This window comes from Ruminococcus flavefaciens 007c, from assembly GCF_000571935.1.
Lineage (GTDB): Bacteria > Bacillota > Clostridia > Oscillospirales > Ruminococcaceae > Ruminococcus > Ruminococcus flavefaciens_F.
Genome location: NZ_ATAX01000006.1, coordinates 22,579 through 38,423, shown reverse-complemented (window position 1 = coordinate 38,423; position 15,845 = coordinate 22,579). Strand labels below are relative to the sequence as shown.

The window sequence follows — 15,845 nt, the reverse complement described above, 5'->3', positions numbered from 1 at the left end:
AAGTATGTTGTAATTACAACATTTGGGGAGAAAAATATGGATATTTCAGTTTTGCATAATTCGATACTGTTCAAGGGCTTTGATGATACCGAAATATCTGAGCTTCTGAAAGCCCTTAATGCAACCGAAAAGAAATACAATAAAGGTGAGATGATATTTTCATCGGGAGAGATCACCGATAAGCTATGCTTTGTCACGGCAGGCGGCGTTACTATTGAAAGCAATGATATGTGGGGAAACCGCACGATACTCAACCTTGTAGGTAAGGGACAGTTCTTTACAGAAAGCTATGCACTCCTGCCCGATGTGCCGATGCTTGTTGATGTATGTGCTGCCGAGGATTGCAGTATCGTGTTTCTGAGCATGAAGTCGCTCGCTGACCTCAACGATACGATAAGGGCGAGACTTCTTGCAAATCTTCTCACTATCACCACAAGAAAAAATCTGCACCTATCGAGCCGGAGCTTTCATACTGCTCCGAGACAGGTGCGTGGACGTATCATGGCGTATCTGAACACCGTATCGGTTCAAAAGCATTCCCGTGAGTTTGATATACCCTTTGACCGTCAGCAGCTTGCAGACTACCTCAATGTGGAACGGTCTGTGCTTTCCAATGAACTCAGTAAAATGCAGAGAGACGGACTGATACGGTGCAGAAAGAATCATTTTGAGATCATAACTGTTACCTATCTTCCAGGATGATTTCATCTACTAAAAAACGCCCCGTATCAATCAGTGATACGGGGCTCATCATATCTTTTCACTTCTCAATAATAACCGACGTCCCTGACTTAAAACGAAACTCGATAAAGACATCGCATACCTTTACGTCCTTCAGCAGCTTTCTCACCAGCGTCCCATCAAACTTCGTGCTGGTGCGCGGCTGGGAATTAATGAAGCTGCAAAGCGCCTGTATACGGTCCCGGTGCTCAGCTTTGGCAGCTTCGTCCATAGTATTCTGCTCCTGCTGTTCACGCAGCAGAAGTATTTCTTCCACAAGGTCGTCATACCTAAGACAAAAACCTCCCAATCACTGTATGATGATCGAGAGGTTTTCCTTTTGGAAAATACATATCTATTTACATTTCAATACTGATCGTCACGCCCGACTTGAACCGGAGCTCCAAGTAGTCATCATGGAAACAATATTTTTATTACTTACAAGAACAACAGCTCCCTCACGGGAGCTGACTTCTTTCATAACATTATATCGCCTTTTCTTCGTGTGAATTTCGTGTGAATTCGTGTGAAAAACGCCTGTTTTTTCTTCACACGAATCTGCAAAAATGCATTTAAAACTGTTTTCTACAGGCAATAGAAAAGCCTGTATTTCGGTGTTTTCCTCGAAATACAGGCTTCTTTAAAAGAGCGGACAGAGAGGGATTCGAACCTCTCAATTGCTATTTCAAGATGCGAGAACCAACTGGCCGGTATAGTTCCTTCCATGCCGCTTATTGTAACCTGCATTTTACAATTGCTTCTGTAACATTAGTCAATACAAGCTCACCCTTTTGATTATAAACATCGAAGGATACGGCTACGATTCCATTTTTATCATTACGCTTAACGAGGTTTGTTATAGTTGCTTTTCCTGTCAGCACATCTTCTGCGAAAACGGGCTTGTGCCATTCAATTTTGGTTGATTTACCTGCAAGCAGTTCATTACCAAAAAAATCTACTTCAAGGTACTTTGCCCAGACAGCCATGAATGACATAACACCGGGAGCAATAAGTTTACCGAAGTGAGTTGTCTTTGCATATTCCTCATCTGTATGCATCGGCAAATCATCGTACTCTTTAGCAAATGCAAGCATTTTATCTTTGTATATAACCGCAGGGGCTACCTCAACACTCATTCCGAGTTTCATTTCATCAAAATACATATTATACCCCCTGAGTATATAAGAAAATGACCTTTATAATTTTGCTTTTGGAAATATATGTATTATACCATAGACAGGATTATTTATCAATAATAAAATCATATCTGTTTGAAAAGTCTCAAAAACTTAAAAATATCTAATTTCAGTCATGGAATAAGGTTCAGAGCACAATTTTAACTCCGTAGTGGTGGGCTTTTTGTGTTTTGATTAAACAAAATCTCGCAATAATTAAAAAATATTTTTCGAAAAAGGTATTGACAAATGGATTTTTGTATGATATAATCCTGAACATAAGCTATGAGGAAGACAAGCAGAGGATTGCCAATGTCTGCAGAGAGCCGACGGTCGGTGTGAGTCGGTGTCAAGCAATGCTATGTATCCCTTCTGAGCCGGAATGCTGAAAGGATTTCAGTAAGCGTTCCCGTGATTCTGCGTTAATGAATAGGACTTGCTGGAGTCTGAAGTGGTGTTACGCAATAGCGGCACAATTTGAGTGGTACCGCGGGTAATCTGATTATGATACTCGTCTCAAAGTATTTATCTTTGAGACGAGTTTTTTGTTTTTCGCGGTAAAGACAGCGGCAGTATTTTTCTGCGACCGTTTCATTTTCCAGTATCAAATTTTAAAAGGAGAGATTATTATGAGTAAAATGACGGAATTGCAGAATGCAGAAGTAAGAATCAAAGAGGTCGCAGAGCGTATTTCAAATCTGCGTGAAGATCTTGGTATTTCAGTCGAAGAAATGGCTGTAAATACAGGATACTCCGTTGAAGACTACAAAAAATACGAATCAGGTGAACAGGATTTCAGTTTCACGTTCATCTACAAATGTGCTAATACCTTTAACGTTGACATCACCGACCTCATGGAAGGAAGCAGCCCTGAACTCAGCGGCTATACAGTTACCCGTAAGGGAGAAGGCCTGCCTATCGTCCGCAGAAAGGGCTTTGCCTACAACCGCCTTGCATCAAAATTCAAGAACAAGATCGTTGAACCCTTCCATGTAGTTATTCCATATTCAGAGGAAGCTCTTTCACAGCCACTGCACATGGCAAGCCACGCCGGACAGGAAATGGATATAGTTTTAAAGGGTACTGTACGCATGACAGTTGGTTCACATACAGAGATACTCCACGAGGGAGACTGTATCTATTACGACAGCTCCATGCCGCATGATGAAGTCGCTCTCGGTGGTGAGGACTGTGAGATCTACGCTTTCGTTATGGCTCCGCGCGGTACAACAGGAATGACCGAATTCCGCGAGCATATTGCTGAACATCATCTTACAAATGTTGATAAAGCAGGTATTCTGAATCCGGTTTCAGAAAAGTTTGTCAAATGCGAGACTGATGAGAACGGAATTCTCAGCGGTGTTCAGTTTGTAAATGAGGATAAATTCAATTTTGCATATGATATCGTTGATGCAATGGCAGAAAAATGTCCTGATAAAACTGCTATGATCTATGTTGATGTAGATCATAATGAGAGAAAGTTCACTTTCAAAGACATCAAGAAGTATTCCTGCCAGACTGCTAACTACTTCAAGTCACTGGGCATTAAAAAAGGTGACAGAGTTATGCTTATCCTTAAACGCCACTATCAGTTCTGGTTCTCGATCATCGCTCTCCACCGTATTGGTGCGCTTGTAATCCCTGCATCAAATATGCTCAAGGAACACGACCTTGAATACAGATTCAATTCGGCTGAAGTATCTGCTATCGTATGTACTTCTGATGGCGAGGTTGCAGATGAAGTTGATAAGGCTTGTGCTGTTTCTCCTTCACTCAAGACAAAGATCATCGTAAACGGACATCGAGAAGGCTGGCACGATTTCAACGAGGAGCTTTCGGCATACAGCACTCATTTTGAGCGCACTGCCGAGACGCCCTGTGGTACTGACCCTATGCTCATTTTCTTCAGTTCCGGTACATCAGGAAATCCGAAACTCGTTCTCCACAGCTACCAGTACCCGCTCGGTCACTATGTAACTGCACGCTACTGGCAGAATGCTGACCCGAACGGTCTCCACTTCACTATCTCTGATACCGGCTGGGGCAAGGCTCTCTGGGGCAAGCTTTACGGTCAGTGGATGAACGAATCTGCTGTATTCGTATATGACTTCGAGCGTTTCCACGCAGATGATATACTTCCCATGTTCAAGAAGTACAATGTAACATCATTTTGCGCACCTCCGACTATGTACCGTTTCTTCATCAAGGAAGACCTTTCCAAGTACGATCTCTCTTCACTTAAATATGCCTGCATCGCCGGTGAGGCACTCAACCCTGAGGTATTCCACCAGTTCTACAAGGCAACAGGCATCAAGCTCATGGAGGGCTTCGGTCAGACCGAGACAACACTTACTATTGCAAATGTTGTCGGCATGGAGCCCAAGCCCGGCAGTATGGGCAAGCCAAATCCGCAGTATGACGTACAGGTACTCCTTCCCGACGGCACATCAGCAGGCGTAGGTGAGACAGGTGAGATCTGTGTTAAACTCAAGGACGAAAATGCCACAGGATACGGTGTTCCCGGACTTGCACTCTGCTACTACGGCGATGATGAAAACACAGCCGAGACATGGCGTGACGGTTACTACCACACAGGCGATACCGCATGGGTAGACGAAGACGGCTATTTCTGGTATGTGGGCCGTGTTGATGATGTTATCAAGTCATCAGGCTACCGTATCGGACCGTTCGAGATCGAGAGTGTGCTCATGGAGCTGCCATATGTTCTTGAATGTGCTGTTACTGGTGTTCCGGACGAGATAAGAGGTCAGGTAGTAAAAGCGACCATTGTTCTCACAAAGAATAAGACAGGATCAGAAGAGTTGGTTAGAGAGATCAAGGATTACGTCAAGGAGCGTACAGCGCCTTACAAATATCCGAGAGTTGTTGAGTTCGTTCCGGAGCTGCCCAAGACTGTCGGAAGCGGAAAAATCCGCCGTGCTGCTATCCGTGAAATGGATAACGCAAAGTACAAGAAATAATGAACAAGACTTTCGTAACGAAAATGCCGAATCATATAGGGGCATTTCTAAAGGCAAGCAAATGTTTTGCCTCACTTGGTATAAATATCACGAGAGTAAGCTATAACAAAGCTGTGGATTCCCATATGCTGTTTATCGATGCAGAGGGAACTCCACAGCAGATTGCAAAAGCTTCCAAAGAGTTGACAGATATTGGTTATCTCCAGTGTGACGAGGATAATCGCAGTGTTATGCTTCTTGAATTCCGGCTTAAGGATGAACCCGGAAGTGTTACTTCGATACTTGAGCTTATAAGCGCACATAATTTCAATATTTCATACATAAGCTCACAGGAAAACGGTACAGAATACCAGCTTTTCAAAATGGGACTTATAGTTGATAATTCAGATAAAATTAATGATTTCATAGAAGAAGCGAAAAAGCTTTGCAGTGTCAGAGTTATCGAATATAATCATGCTGAGAAGATATATGACAACAGCTTCTTTTACAGCACATTCGTTAATGAACTCTCGGCTGCGATGGAAATATCCTCCAAATCCAAAAATGAACTTATAGTCAATACAAACCTTGCTATGCAAATACTGGACGATACTGGCGTATCTCCTTACCGGACTTTTGACAGTATAAGCCGTTTTGCAGAGTTACTTGCAACTTCAAGGGGCAGGAATTTCTCGCCAAGGATAACTCATCATAATATTACTGATAATACAGTAATAACCCTTATCGAGCCTCCGTGCGGCAGCAATACGGCAATTATAAAAAGCTGTGACGAATACCTGTTCATCGATACGGGCTATGCCTGCTATAAAGAAGAAATGCTGTCGGTTTTCAGAAACATGATTCCTGAGTTTGACAGCATTAAAAAGAAATGCTTTATAACTCATGCGGACGTTGACCATTGCGGACTGCTGCCGATTTTCGATACTGTGTATGCAAGCGCTAAAACAGCGGAGTGTCTCCGGCTTGAAAGTAACAACGAGGACGGATTCCGTGAGATGAATCCACTGCACAAGCCGTATGTACGAATTTGCAAAGTCCTTACTTCATATACTGCTGTGTCAGCTGAAAAACTGAGCGTTGTAGGAGATGAAAAGGAAATAAGTCAGCTTATAGAACAAACAGGCTTCTTTGATTTCGGAGAACTGCATTTTGAGCTGTTTGAAGGTAAAGGCGGACATCTTGCCGGAGAATCTATTCTTATTGACTACGATCACCATCTCGCTTTTACAGGTGATATTTTCGTAAATATGAAAGAAATGACCGCTCAGCAGGCACAGTACAACCGATATGCACCAATACTTATGACGTCAGTAGATACCGACAAGGAGCTTTGCACTGCCGAGAGAACAGCACTGTTTCAACGTCTCGGTATAGGGAAATGGCAGATATTCGGCGGACATGGCGGCATGAAGTCATATACCATCGCTCCAACTGAGATATAGTTACCCAAGATGATGATTTGACGAATAAACTTTTAGAAATACTTGAAGAAGATAGCTTGATGGCAGAATTTATTTTTATATAATCAAACGCATTTTAGAAATTATTTTTTTCATTTTTGAGCGTTTCTCACTTGACAAGAGATACAACTTGTGATATAATGCAAATCGTAATAGAAAAGCTGTGACGAAGAATAGTCAGGGCGAAAGCATTTCAGAGAACTGATGGTTGGTGCGAATCAGTAATGCCCGGAACCTGTACTTCTCCCTTCTGAGCTGGAACTCCCAAAGGTTTAAACACCCAGTAGATGGTTCCCGTGAATGCTGCGTTAGTGCATAGAAGTTGATAGACTTCGAAGAGGTGGCGGATTTTTATATCCGCAATTTGAGTGGTACCGCGAGTATTGTATAATACCCGTCTCAAAGCAATCTTACGCTTTGGGACGGGTTTTGTTTTTATCGTTCCAAGCAAAGGAAGGTGAAAAATGCTATCACTAATATCCTGACATCTATGTTATAAACAGAATTTGCGGCGTTAATGAATTTTAGTACTCAAAAATATGTAAAGGAATGATAAAAATGAAGATTGGTTTTTCTACTCTTTCTTGCCCCGATTGGGCATGGTCAGACATTTATTCACTGGCAAAGGATTTTAAATTCGACGGCATCGAGATAAGAGGTCTCGGCAATGAGATATTCTCTGTCAAGGCACAACCGTTTACAGAAGGACAGCTGCCTAATACCATTGCCAAGCTGCAGTCGCTGGGACTTGAAATACCATGCCTTTCGTCAGGAGCCTGCCTTAAATTCAAGGACAAATATCAGGAAGCTGAGGACGAGATAAAAGCATATGCTCAGCTTGCAAACAAGCTTGGTGCTTCATATATAAGGGTGCTCGGAGACCTTGAGCCTGCTCCGGGAGGCGAAGTCGATGACAACTATATAGTGGAAGCTCTGAAGAAACTTGTACCTATCGCTGAGGAGTACAATGTTACTCTTCTCGTTGAGACAAACGGCGTTTATTCAGATACTGCAAGACTTGCAAAGGTGCTGGAAGGTGTTAAGAGCCGCAAGGTCGCTGCACTCTGGGATATGCATCATCCTTATCGCTATAACAACGAAGCTCCCGAGACTACGGTTGCTAATCTCGGCGAGTACATCAAATACATACAGGTCAAGGATAGCATCATGCGCGATGACGGCACTGTTGAGTATCGCATCATGGGTACAGGCGATATCCCTGTCAAGGCTATGATAGAAGCTCTTGACACTATAAATTATAACGGCTATATCTCCCTTGAATGGGTAAAGCGCTGGGCACGCGACCTCAGCGACGCAGGTATCGTTATCCCCCAGTTTGCTGAGTATATGGCTCCATACAAGAAAAAGCACAAGCACCCTCTCCAGACCAGCATGAGAGGCGACGGTCAGTATCCATGGCCAAAGGAGCGTATCCTTAACTATACATTTCCTGATATTCTGGACCGTATCTGCGAGCAGTTCCCTAATCAGTATGCATTCCGCTATACTGAGCTGGATTATACAAGAACATATCCCGAGTTCCGCGACGATGTTGACACCTTCGCGCGTTCGCTTCTTGCAATGGGCGTAAAGAAGGGCGATCACGTGGCTATATGGGCTACAAACGTTCCACAGTGGTACATTACTTTCTGGGCTACTACAAAAATTGGTGCAGTTCTTGTTACAATGAATACAGAGTACCGTATACATGAGGCTGAGTATCTGCTGAGACAGTCTGATACAATGACTCTTGTTATGATAGACGGTATCAAGAATATCAACTATGTTGATATCATCAAGGAGCTCTGCCCTGAGCTTGAGACCTGCGAGGCAGGAAAGCTCAACAGTGCAAAGCTTCCTTACCTTAAAAACGTTATCACTGTTGACTCAGAGAACAAGGGCTGCTTTACATGGGAGCAGGCTCTTGAGCTTTCAAAGAACGTTCCTTATAGTGAAGTCGAGCGCGTAAGAAAGACTATCGATATCCACGATGTTGCAAATATGCAGTACACCTCAGGAACAACAGGCTTCCCCAAGGGCGTAATGCTTACACACTATAACGTTGTAAACAACGGTAAAGCTATCGGAGACTGCATGGATCTCTCCACAGCTGACCGCATGATGATACAGGTGCCTATGTTCCACTGCTTCGGCATGGTTCTGGCTATGACAGCTTCCATGACTCATGGTACAACTATGTCTCCTATAACACGTTTCTCACCGAGAAAGGGACTTGCTTGCATCAACAAGGAGAAGATAACCTGTTTCCACGGAGTTCCTACAATGTTCATCGCTATGCTTGGACATGAGGACTTCCCGAAGACAGATTTCTCTTACATGAGAACAGGTATCATGGCAGGCTCTCCTTGTCCTATCAAGACAATGGAAGAGGTCGTTGAGAAGATGCACATGAGCGAGATCTGCATAACCTACGGTCAGACCGAAGCTTCTCCCGCAACTACCATGAGCAAGACAACTGACTCATTGGAGCAGCGTGTCAATACAGTCGGCGGACCTATTTTCGGCGTAGAGTGCCGTATAGTTGACCCTGAGACAAATCAGGAAGTACCTGATGACGTAGACGGTGAGTTCGTAGCAAGAGGCTACAATATCATGAAGGGTTACTATAAAATGCCTGAGGCGACTGCTGCCGCTATCGACTCGGAGGGCTGGCTCCACACAGGAGACCTTGCAAGACGCCGCTCTTCTGACGGATATTTCAAGATAACAGGTCGTATCAAGGATATGATAATCCGCGGCGGCGAGAATATCTACCCCAAGGAGATTGAGGACTTCCTCTACACATATCCTAAGGTAAAGGACGTACAGGTAATAGGAGTTCCTGATGAGGATTACGGCGAAGAGATAATGGCTTGTATCGTACTGCAGGATGGTGAGACAGCTACCGAGCAGGAGATAAAGGACTTCTGCCTTGCAAGAATGGCAAAGCACAAGTGCCCGAGATACATTGATTTCGTAGACGGGTTCCCCATGAATGCCGCAGGAAAGATACTCAAGTACAAGATGAGAGAGCAGGCAGTTGAAAAGCTCAAGCTCCATACGGCAGACAGCATTGTTACTGCTTAAAGAATACTCGTATTATTTATACAGCAAATAGAGCTTTTTATCGCTGTTAATAATTTTGCCGAACGTAAACCGTAACTTCAAGAAGACGGTATGTAAAAAATATGTATTTTATTTTCTTTAAGAACAACAGCTCCCTCACGGGAGCTGGCTTCTTTTATTATCGTTATACTGCCTTTCAGTCGTGTGCATTCCGTGTGCATTTCGTGTGCATTACACCTGTTTTTTGTGCACACGGGGCTGCAAATTTTCATTTAAAACTGTTTTCTACAGGCATGAGAAAAGCCTGTATTTCGGTGTTTTCCTCGAAATACAGGCTTCTTTAAAAGAGCGGACAGAGAGGGATTCGAACCCTCTAAATGCATCTCTAAGAGTCATTAAGTATACTGAATATAGCAACCACGTTTACTAACTTTTCAACGGAGCTGGTTTACAATCATTCTTTTTCGTACAAAAAAGGTTGTACAGTACATGATTTTTTATTTGTCAGTGATATGTAATCTTTCTGCTATATTACGCATTGCATGGCTGAATCGGTATTCCTCTGTCAATGATGTCAGTAAGGGGTCGCCTTCCCTGATACGCATGGTTCGGCGTATCTCCTTTGGTATGACCACTCTGCCGAGGTCGTCTATTCGTCTTACTATACCTGTTGCTTTCATATTTTTGCCTCCCAAGAAGATTTTTTCTTTGTGAGGTTATTATTTCCGCGTTGGTTTTGATTATTCATTGTTTTACAGGCTTTTATCATAACGGGCTGAATGCTGTATAATAAAAGCATCTTCCGAAAAGGGAGATGCTTTCATATATACTATATATTTTATCTTGTTATGCAGGATCAGAGTTGAATGTAAATATTCTATTTAAAATTTTACTATGAATCCTATAACACCGTCGGCTGCTTTCACAGCTTTAATGCTTCCTTTGTGGCGTTCGGTTAGCACCACGCTCTCAAAGGCGAAAAGCAATGTCAGCAAGCTAAAATACAGTTTAGAGTATATGTGTGCATTTTGCCGTTCACTCCGAAAAAGTGCCCGTTCACTCCGATGCGGTTGCGTGAAAGAGGAATTTCGGGTACAGTATTTGTGTGGCGGATAATAAAAGAAGACGTCATAAAAACAGTTCCGGAGCTTTTTTCAGGCTTTCGGGCATATATAAAAAAAAGAATTTTCAGGAGGATGAGGATGTTAAAAAGAATAATCGCAGCAGCTATGTCTGCTGCTATATGTGCGGCAGGTGCGGCTGCGGCGGGCAGCAGCTCTGTATCGACTGTAAGACCGATCAACGCATCTGCGGCTTCGGAGAGCCATGAGGCATTTATTGAAAGCATAGGCGGCTGCGCTGTCAGCTATTATCAGCAGTATAAGATAATGCCGAGTATGACTATCGCACAGGCTATACTCGAATCGGGCTGGGGTACAAGTGACAAGGCACAGTACCATAATTACTTCGGTATGAAGGCACGCAGCGGATACACAGGCCCCAAAAAGCTTTTCGATACATGGGAGGTAGTAAACGGGCAGGTAGTGTCTGCACAGGCTTATTTCATGATATTCAGTTCCCGACAGGCGGGCATCAAGGGCTATTATGACTTCATTAATGTCCAGAGATATGAAAATCTGAAGAATGAGACTGATTATAAGGCGTCCTGCCGTAAGATCCAGCAGGACGGCTGGGCAACTGCTCCCAATTATGCGGACAGGCTTATTGCAGTGATCGAAGAAAACGACCTTACAAGATTTGATGTGGCAGCAGGTATCGGCAGCGGAAGCTTTGAGTCCTATACCATCAGGCTTGAAGCGGGTACGAGGATATATACCACGCCTGAATCCGGTGTTTCCAATTCACAGATAACAGTATCAACTGTTTATACCATAATTGAAGAACGTACATATAACGGCAGGACCTATGGCAAGCTCAAGAGCGGTGCCGGATGGGTGATCATACCTGCAGAGTATACTTTTCAGGAATATCAGAAGAGCTTCCCCAGGGGTACAAAGCTGTATAAGGCTCCCGGTTCAGGTGAGGTCGCAATGATCCTCACAGCTGCGGGAACATTTACCATCGTTGAAGAACAAACCGTCAGCGGAGTTAAGTTCGGTAAGTTCAAAAGCGGTGCCGGCTGGGCAATCCTCAACTGAATTTTAACATAAAAGCAAAAAGCACTGTTTATATAAACAGTGCTTTTTGCTGTATTGACGCGATATGCCGCGGCGTCATTGCTTCGGATAATGGTCATTATAATGTCATTTTTCAAAAGCCTTTGGCCGTTCACTCCGAAATAATGACCGTTCACTCCCGCGGAGATGTTTTTTTTGAATTATGGGATATAATTTACTTAAGAAATAATTACCCGAAGGGAGGGAGTATTTTGCAGATACTTAAAAATCAGATGATCTCAAGAAATAATCTGGTCATATGTAAAAAGAAGATCTCTCAGACAGATATTTTTAAATTCATCCGATATGCTTCGGATAATATCCGTGCTCTGGATCTGGAAATAAGTGATAACGTTATGTTTACCACTTTAAAATCAGAGGACGGTGATCTGACAGAGGTGATAATCCCCGTGAACGGAAAGGTAAAGCCCAACGGCGATTTTGAATACCAGCCCATGTTCCGGCTCATCAATGCTGTTACTATAAGGCATGAGGGAAGTTTTGAGGTTATCGGCTCAACAGAAAAGAAACTGACAGAATACATTGAGGACAATCATTTCGAACCCATAACCGGGCCTTACTATGTTGTGGTACGGAATGACACGGAAAACCGTGATGACAGTATAATCGACATCTATATAGGTGTTAATTACAATGTACTTTAACAAAAAAGGCTTCGTAAGAAGCCTTTTTTATTTATGTCTGAGGTATAGTCTCATTTTTAAGAAGCAGATTTACGTCAAGTCGGAAAATATTGTTATCCGTGGATATTTCTGCGGAACCGTCGTACTTCTTGGCGACTCTGATGATATTTGATACGCCGAAGCCGTGGCGGCTCTTGTCAGCCTTTGAGGTGATTATCCTGTTCTTGTCGTCTATCTTTACCATTTCAAAGATAGGGTTTTCCGTCTTGAAGAAGAAATAACCTCTTTTGAAATCCGCTGTTGCGTGTATTATCTTTTCATTGCCGCTGCTGTCCTTGGAACACGCCTCTATGGCGTTGTCAACTGCATTGGCGATGATTATGCACAGGTCAGCATTGCTTATGCCCGTGGTGGGTACAAGACCGCTGAATTCCAGCTTTGTGTTTGAGGCCATAGCCTTTTCGCTCTTGTCGTTGAGCAGAGCGTCGATAATGATGTTGCCCGTATCGTATTTTTTCTTTTCCACAGAGGATAAAACCTCTATCTCGTTCATATACTCAATGGCTCTTTCTGTTTCGCCTGCGGAGATAAGGCTCCTCAGGCACAGGATATGATTCTTGAAATCATGTCTGAAGCATCTGAACTCGTCGTATATACTGTTTATCTTGTTGTAATAATCTATCTGGTTTTCTATCTGCTTGGAAAGAACATTGATGTTAACGCTTTTTTCCGCCTCCGAAACACTTATCCTTATTATGGAGAACAGAGCGAATATAAGTCCGACCATCGAGGGGACAAGGAGCACCTTTATGTAAAGCTCGTGATTAGGTCTGCTTGAGCCCATAACGAATATGGAAGCGATATATGACAGCGCAAGTATCAGTATATACAGCCTTTTCGGCAGCACTGATATGAGATTCTGCACGAATACATCGTATTTCTTTGTTTTTATATATAAAAGTATGCCGCCCAGCACCAGCATCTCGAGAGTGAACGCCAGCAGGTCGGAAAAGCGGTTTTCCGAAAATATCTGTTTGGTTATATTGGCATATATCTGCGGAGTGTTGATGGTCAGAAGATACATATACAGTATCTTGAAGTTTATTTTTCGGAAGATTATACAGTACAGGAAGAAATTTCCTATATAATAGGTGAATACTATTGCCAGCTTTGCCGCGAAAGACGTTATGCTCTGACTGTGGAGCATCAGCACATTCGGCAGAGCGATCATAGATATGAGAAATATATCTATTATTCTGGAATTTTTCTCCTTGTATCCTAAAAGTATACAGGTCAGCTGTACGATCAGGGATCTTAGAATGAAGCAGATAATGAAAGTTGATAATGAGATCAGCATATCACATCACCACTTTTCAAAATTGTAGCGCTTTATGTAGTCTGTAAAGGCCTTCTTGAAAGGCGTAAGCTTAAGCTTGCTTATAAGCGCTCTTTCCTTGTTGTCGAACAGTATATCTGTGGAAGTATGCGATACGATATGCTTGAAGCCTACAAGGTATGTCCTGTGGCTTCTGAAGAATTTGTCCTCGGGCACCTGCTTTTCGATGTCGGAAAGCGTTTTTTTATAGGTGATATTATCATCTGTTGTACGTATATAGCAGTACTTGTTGTCAGCTTCTATATAGATGATATCGTCTATATTCACCTTTCTGTTGTCTTCATCTGATTTGATGAATATAAAGTTGCTGTCCTCCTGTGAAGAAAGGTAATCATCAAGAGCAGAGGATAGCTTTTCGTAGTCAATGGGTTTTACGAGAAAACGATAGGTATTGACCTCAAAGGTGTCAAAAACTATGCTAGGGTAACTGGTCAGGAAGATAATAGTAGTCTCTATCTTCTTTTTTCGCATTCTTCTGACTGTTTCGAGGCCGTCAAGACCGTCCATCTGATAGTCCATGAATATTATGTCATATTCAATATTGCTTGCGATCAGATCCAATCCGTTGGTGTAGTCGTCGTAGTTTATGACTATGTTTCTGTTTATGGCGTATTTTTCAAGATTTTTCTTCAGTTCGTCATGAAGTATAATTTTGTCATCACAAATGGCGATTCTCATATTAAGCAGATATACCGCGAAAAAACGGTGTATCATTCTCCCTTCTGAATAAGTAGTGTATGTTGTTGTTTGTTTATCATGTCTGTTCACTCTCAAAAAAGCACCGTTTACTCCAAAACGATATTCAATTCTAAAATGTGAAGATATAATATAATTACAGAAACGGATCCACGAAAAACATTAAGGAGGAACAAAGACATGACTTGGTCAACAATTCTTGATTTTCTGTTTGGTAATAAGTAAATTGTATCACATTGCATAAAAAAAGTCAATAGTGACACTGCTGTAAGTTATATATTATAAACATATAACTTGATAGTGATAATCATAATAAATATCATATATTTCAAAAAAGCGGTTATTAAAAAAGTTGGATTTGTGCATATTATATACAATTAATAATTGCACTTTAAAATATGTTGTACGACATTGCTCCCGATCAGAGCAAATATAAGCATTCCCTAAAAAGCATAATAAAAAATTAAAACTAAAATTGAAATGTTAAAATTCAGGAGGAAAAAACTATGTTTAAGAAATTTGTTTCGGCAGCAATGGCTGCAACCATCTGTATGTCAGGAGCTGCAATCGCAAATTTAGCAAGCAGCAACGGCTTCGGCTTCACATCTATCACTGCAAGTGCAGCATTCCAGAGCTACACTATCAGACTTGAAGTAGGTACAAAGATCTACACTTCACCTACTTCAGGAGTTTCGAATTCAACTATTACTGTAGGTACATTATATACCATCGTTGATGAGCAGACTGTCGGAAACAATGTTTTCGGTAAGCTCAAGAGCGGTGCAGGCTGGGTAATAGTAAGACAGGTATCCAACGTGCCTTACACAAAATACCTTGAGTTGAATACACCGATCTATACATCACCTACATCAGGAGTTTCAAATTCAAAAATAACAGTTGCAACTTATTATACTATCGTTGAAGAGCGTACTGTAGGTACAGTTAAATACGGCAGGCTCAAGAGCGGCGCAGGCTGGGTAATTGTCGAAGGACAGCCTATTCCTCCTGTGCAGGACTACCTCATACCTGCATACACTAATAATCTTTCTAAGATAATTGCAGTAGGCAGACAGACAGTATCAGGTCCCTGCGCAGCATATGCACTTGCATATTGCCGTACAATGCTTGACGGACGCACACATTCCTATACCGAGTATTATGATGGAAATCAGTGCTGGTGGAACTGGGGAAATTATACACCCCTTCAGAATTATACATCAAAGCTTGCAGCATATCAGAAAGCATATGACCTTCTGAAAGCAGGTCAGCCTGTTATATTCCGCTTAAATGGTTCATATAACTGCGATCATTATGTTACAGCTGTAGGATACAGAAAGAACGCTAACCGCAGCAATCTTACTGCAAACGATTTCTATATAATTGATCCTGCCCGCCCGAGTTCAGAGCTTAATACTCCGGCTAAGCTTCTCTCTGGAAATGATCTTCGTCTTGTAGATGGAAAGTATAAGATCGTTGTTAAAGCGTAATAACTGATGATAAAAACAAAGGCACTCCGCGTGAGTGCCTTTT

Annotated in this window: 11 protein-coding genes, 1 pseudogene and 2 other annotated features; of the genes and pseudogenes, 7 read left to right on the top strand and 5 right to left on the bottom strand. The window is 42.3% G+C overall.

Annotation, left to right across the window (positions count from 1 at the left end):
- Positions 1 to 36: 36 nt before the first annotated feature.
- The gene (locus tag RF007C_RS00790; RefSeq protein WP_037296463.1) at positions 37 to 702 is read left to right on the top strand and encodes a Crp/Fnr family transcriptional regulator; all 666 of its coding nucleotides are present in this window, start codon (positions 37 to 39) and stop codon (positions 700 to 702) included.
- 58 nt (positions 703 to 760) lie between these two features.
- Here the strand turns inward: RF007C_RS00790 and RF007C_RS00785 are convergent, their stop codons facing one another.
- Both RF007C_RS00785 and RF007C_RS00780 read right to left on the bottom strand, forming a co-directional pair.
- Positions 761 to 997: a hypothetical protein gene (locus RF007C_RS00785; RefSeq protein ID WP_037296462.1), complete on the bottom strand. Its 237-nt coding sequence runs from the start codon at positions 995 to 997 to the stop codon at positions 761 to 763.
- A gap of 454 nt (positions 998 to 1,451) precedes the next feature.
- Positions 1,452 to 1,883 carry a MaoC/PaaZ C-terminal domain-containing protein gene (locus RF007C_RS00780; protein ID WP_051456454.1) on the bottom strand — a complete coding sequence of 144 codons (432 nt, stop codon included), beginning with the start codon at positions 1,881 to 1,883 and terminating at the stop codon, positions 1,452 to 1,454.
- Between the two features lie 288 nt (positions 1,884 to 2,171).
- Positions 2,172 to 2,417, top strand: a binding site (T-box leader).
- 116 nt (positions 2,418 to 2,533) lie between these two features.
- Between RF007C_RS00780 and RF007C_RS00775 the strand changes: the two genes are divergently transcribed.
- From RF007C_RS00775 to RF007C_RS00765, 3 genes are all read left to right on the top strand, one after another.
- Positions 2,534 to 4,876 carry an AMP-binding protein gene (locus tag RF007C_RS00775; RefSeq protein WP_037296559.1) on the top strand — a complete coding sequence of 781 codons (2,343 nt, stop codon included), beginning with the start codon at positions 2,534 to 2,536 and terminating at the stop codon, positions 4,874 to 4,876.
- A 125-nt stretch (positions 4,877 to 5,001) separates the two neighbouring features.
- On the top strand, positions 5,002 to 6,318 hold the full coding sequence (locus RF007C_RS00770) for a Zn-dependent hydrolase (RefSeq protein WP_242836251.1): 1,317 nt from the start codon (positions 5,002 to 5,004) through the stop codon (positions 6,316 to 6,318).
- 172 nt (positions 6,319 to 6,490) lie between these two features.
- Positions 6,491 to 6,741 (top strand) — a binding site (T-box leader).
- A 153-nt stretch (positions 6,742 to 6,894) separates the two neighbouring features.
- Positions 6,895 to 9,423 (top strand): AMP-binding protein, encoded by a 2,529-nt coding sequence (locus RF007C_RS00765; RefSeq protein WP_037296460.1) that lies wholly within the window; start codon positions 6,895 to 6,897, stop codon positions 9,421 to 9,423.
- 557 nt (positions 9,424 to 9,980) lie between these two features.
- Here the strand turns inward: RF007C_RS00765 and RF007C_RS18220 are convergent.
- A pseudogene (locus RF007C_RS18220) lies at positions 9,981 to 10,082 on the bottom strand (AbrB/MazE/SpoVT family DNA-binding domain-containing protein); the annotation flags it as partial.
- A 522-nt stretch (positions 10,083 to 10,604) separates the two neighbouring features.
- Between RF007C_RS18220 and RF007C_RS00755 the strand changes: the two are divergent.
- Positions 10,605 to 11,561: a glycoside hydrolase family 73 protein gene (locus RF007C_RS00755; protein WP_037296458.1), complete on the top strand. Its 957-nt coding sequence runs from the start codon at positions 10,605 to 10,607 to the stop codon at positions 11,559 to 11,561.
- 230 nt (positions 11,562 to 11,791) lie between these two features.
- Positions 11,792 to 12,244 carry a hypothetical protein gene (locus RF007C_RS00750; RefSeq protein WP_051456453.1) on the top strand — a complete coding sequence of 151 codons (453 nt, stop codon included), beginning with the start codon at positions 11,792 to 11,794 and terminating at the stop codon, positions 12,242 to 12,244.
- 31 nt (positions 12,245 to 12,275) lie between these two features.
- Here RF007C_RS00750 and RF007C_RS00745 read toward each other — a convergent pair whose 3' ends face one another.
- Complete coding sequence (locus tag RF007C_RS00745) at positions 12,276 to 13,580, bottom strand: sensor histidine kinase (protein WP_037296457.1); 1,305 nt, start codon at positions 13,578 to 13,580, stop codon at positions 12,276 to 12,278.
- A 6-nt stretch (positions 13,581 to 13,586) separates the two neighbouring features.
- A complete protein-coding gene (locus RF007C_RS00740; protein WP_019679522.1) occupies positions 13,587 to 14,333 on the bottom strand; it encodes a LytR/AlgR family response regulator transcription factor in 747 nt (248 codons plus the stop codon).
- 488 nt (positions 14,334 to 14,821) lie between these two features.
- Here RF007C_RS00740 and RF007C_RS00735 point away from each other — a divergent pair, with 488 nt between their 5' ends.
- On the top strand, positions 14,822 to 15,802 hold the full coding sequence (locus RF007C_RS00735) for a C39 family peptidase (RefSeq protein WP_019679523.1): 981 nt from the start codon (positions 14,822 to 14,824) through the stop codon (positions 15,800 to 15,802).
- Positions 15,803 to 15,845 lie beyond the last annotated feature (43 nt).

Coding starts and splice junctions, on each gene's coding strand:
- RF007C_RS00790 (WP_037296463.1), top strand. CDS start 37: ATGGATATTTCAGTTTTGCATAATTCGATACTGTTCAAGGGCTTTGAT.
- RF007C_RS00780 (WP_051456454.1), bottom strand. CDS start 1,883: ATGTATTTTGATGAAATGAAACTCGGAATGAGTGTTGAGGTAGCCCCT.
- RF007C_RS00775 (WP_037296559.1), top strand. CDS start 2,534: ATGACGGAATTGCAGAATGCAGAAGTAAGAATCAAAGAGGTCGCAGAG.
- RF007C_RS00770 (WP_242836251.1), top strand. CDS start 5,002: ATGCTGTTTATCGATGCAGAGGGAACTCCACAGCAGATTGCAAAAGCT.
- RF007C_RS00765 (WP_037296460.1), top strand. CDS start 6,895: ATGAAGATTGGTTTTTCTACTCTTTCTTGCCCCGATTGGGCATGGTCA.
- RF007C_RS00755 (WP_037296458.1), top strand. CDS start 10,605: ATGTTAAAAAGAATAATCGCAGCAGCTATGTCTGCTGCTATATGTGCG.
- RF007C_RS00745 (WP_037296457.1), bottom strand. CDS start 13,580: ATGCTGATCTCATTATCAACTTTCATTATCTGCTTCATTCTAAGATCC.
- RF007C_RS00740 (WP_019679522.1), bottom strand. CDS start 14,333: ATGATACACCGTTTTTTCGCGGTATATCTGCTTAATATGAGAATCGCC.
- RF007C_RS00735 (WP_019679523.1), top strand. CDS start 14,822: ATGTTTAAGAAATTTGTTTCGGCAGCAATGGCTGCAACCATCTGTATG.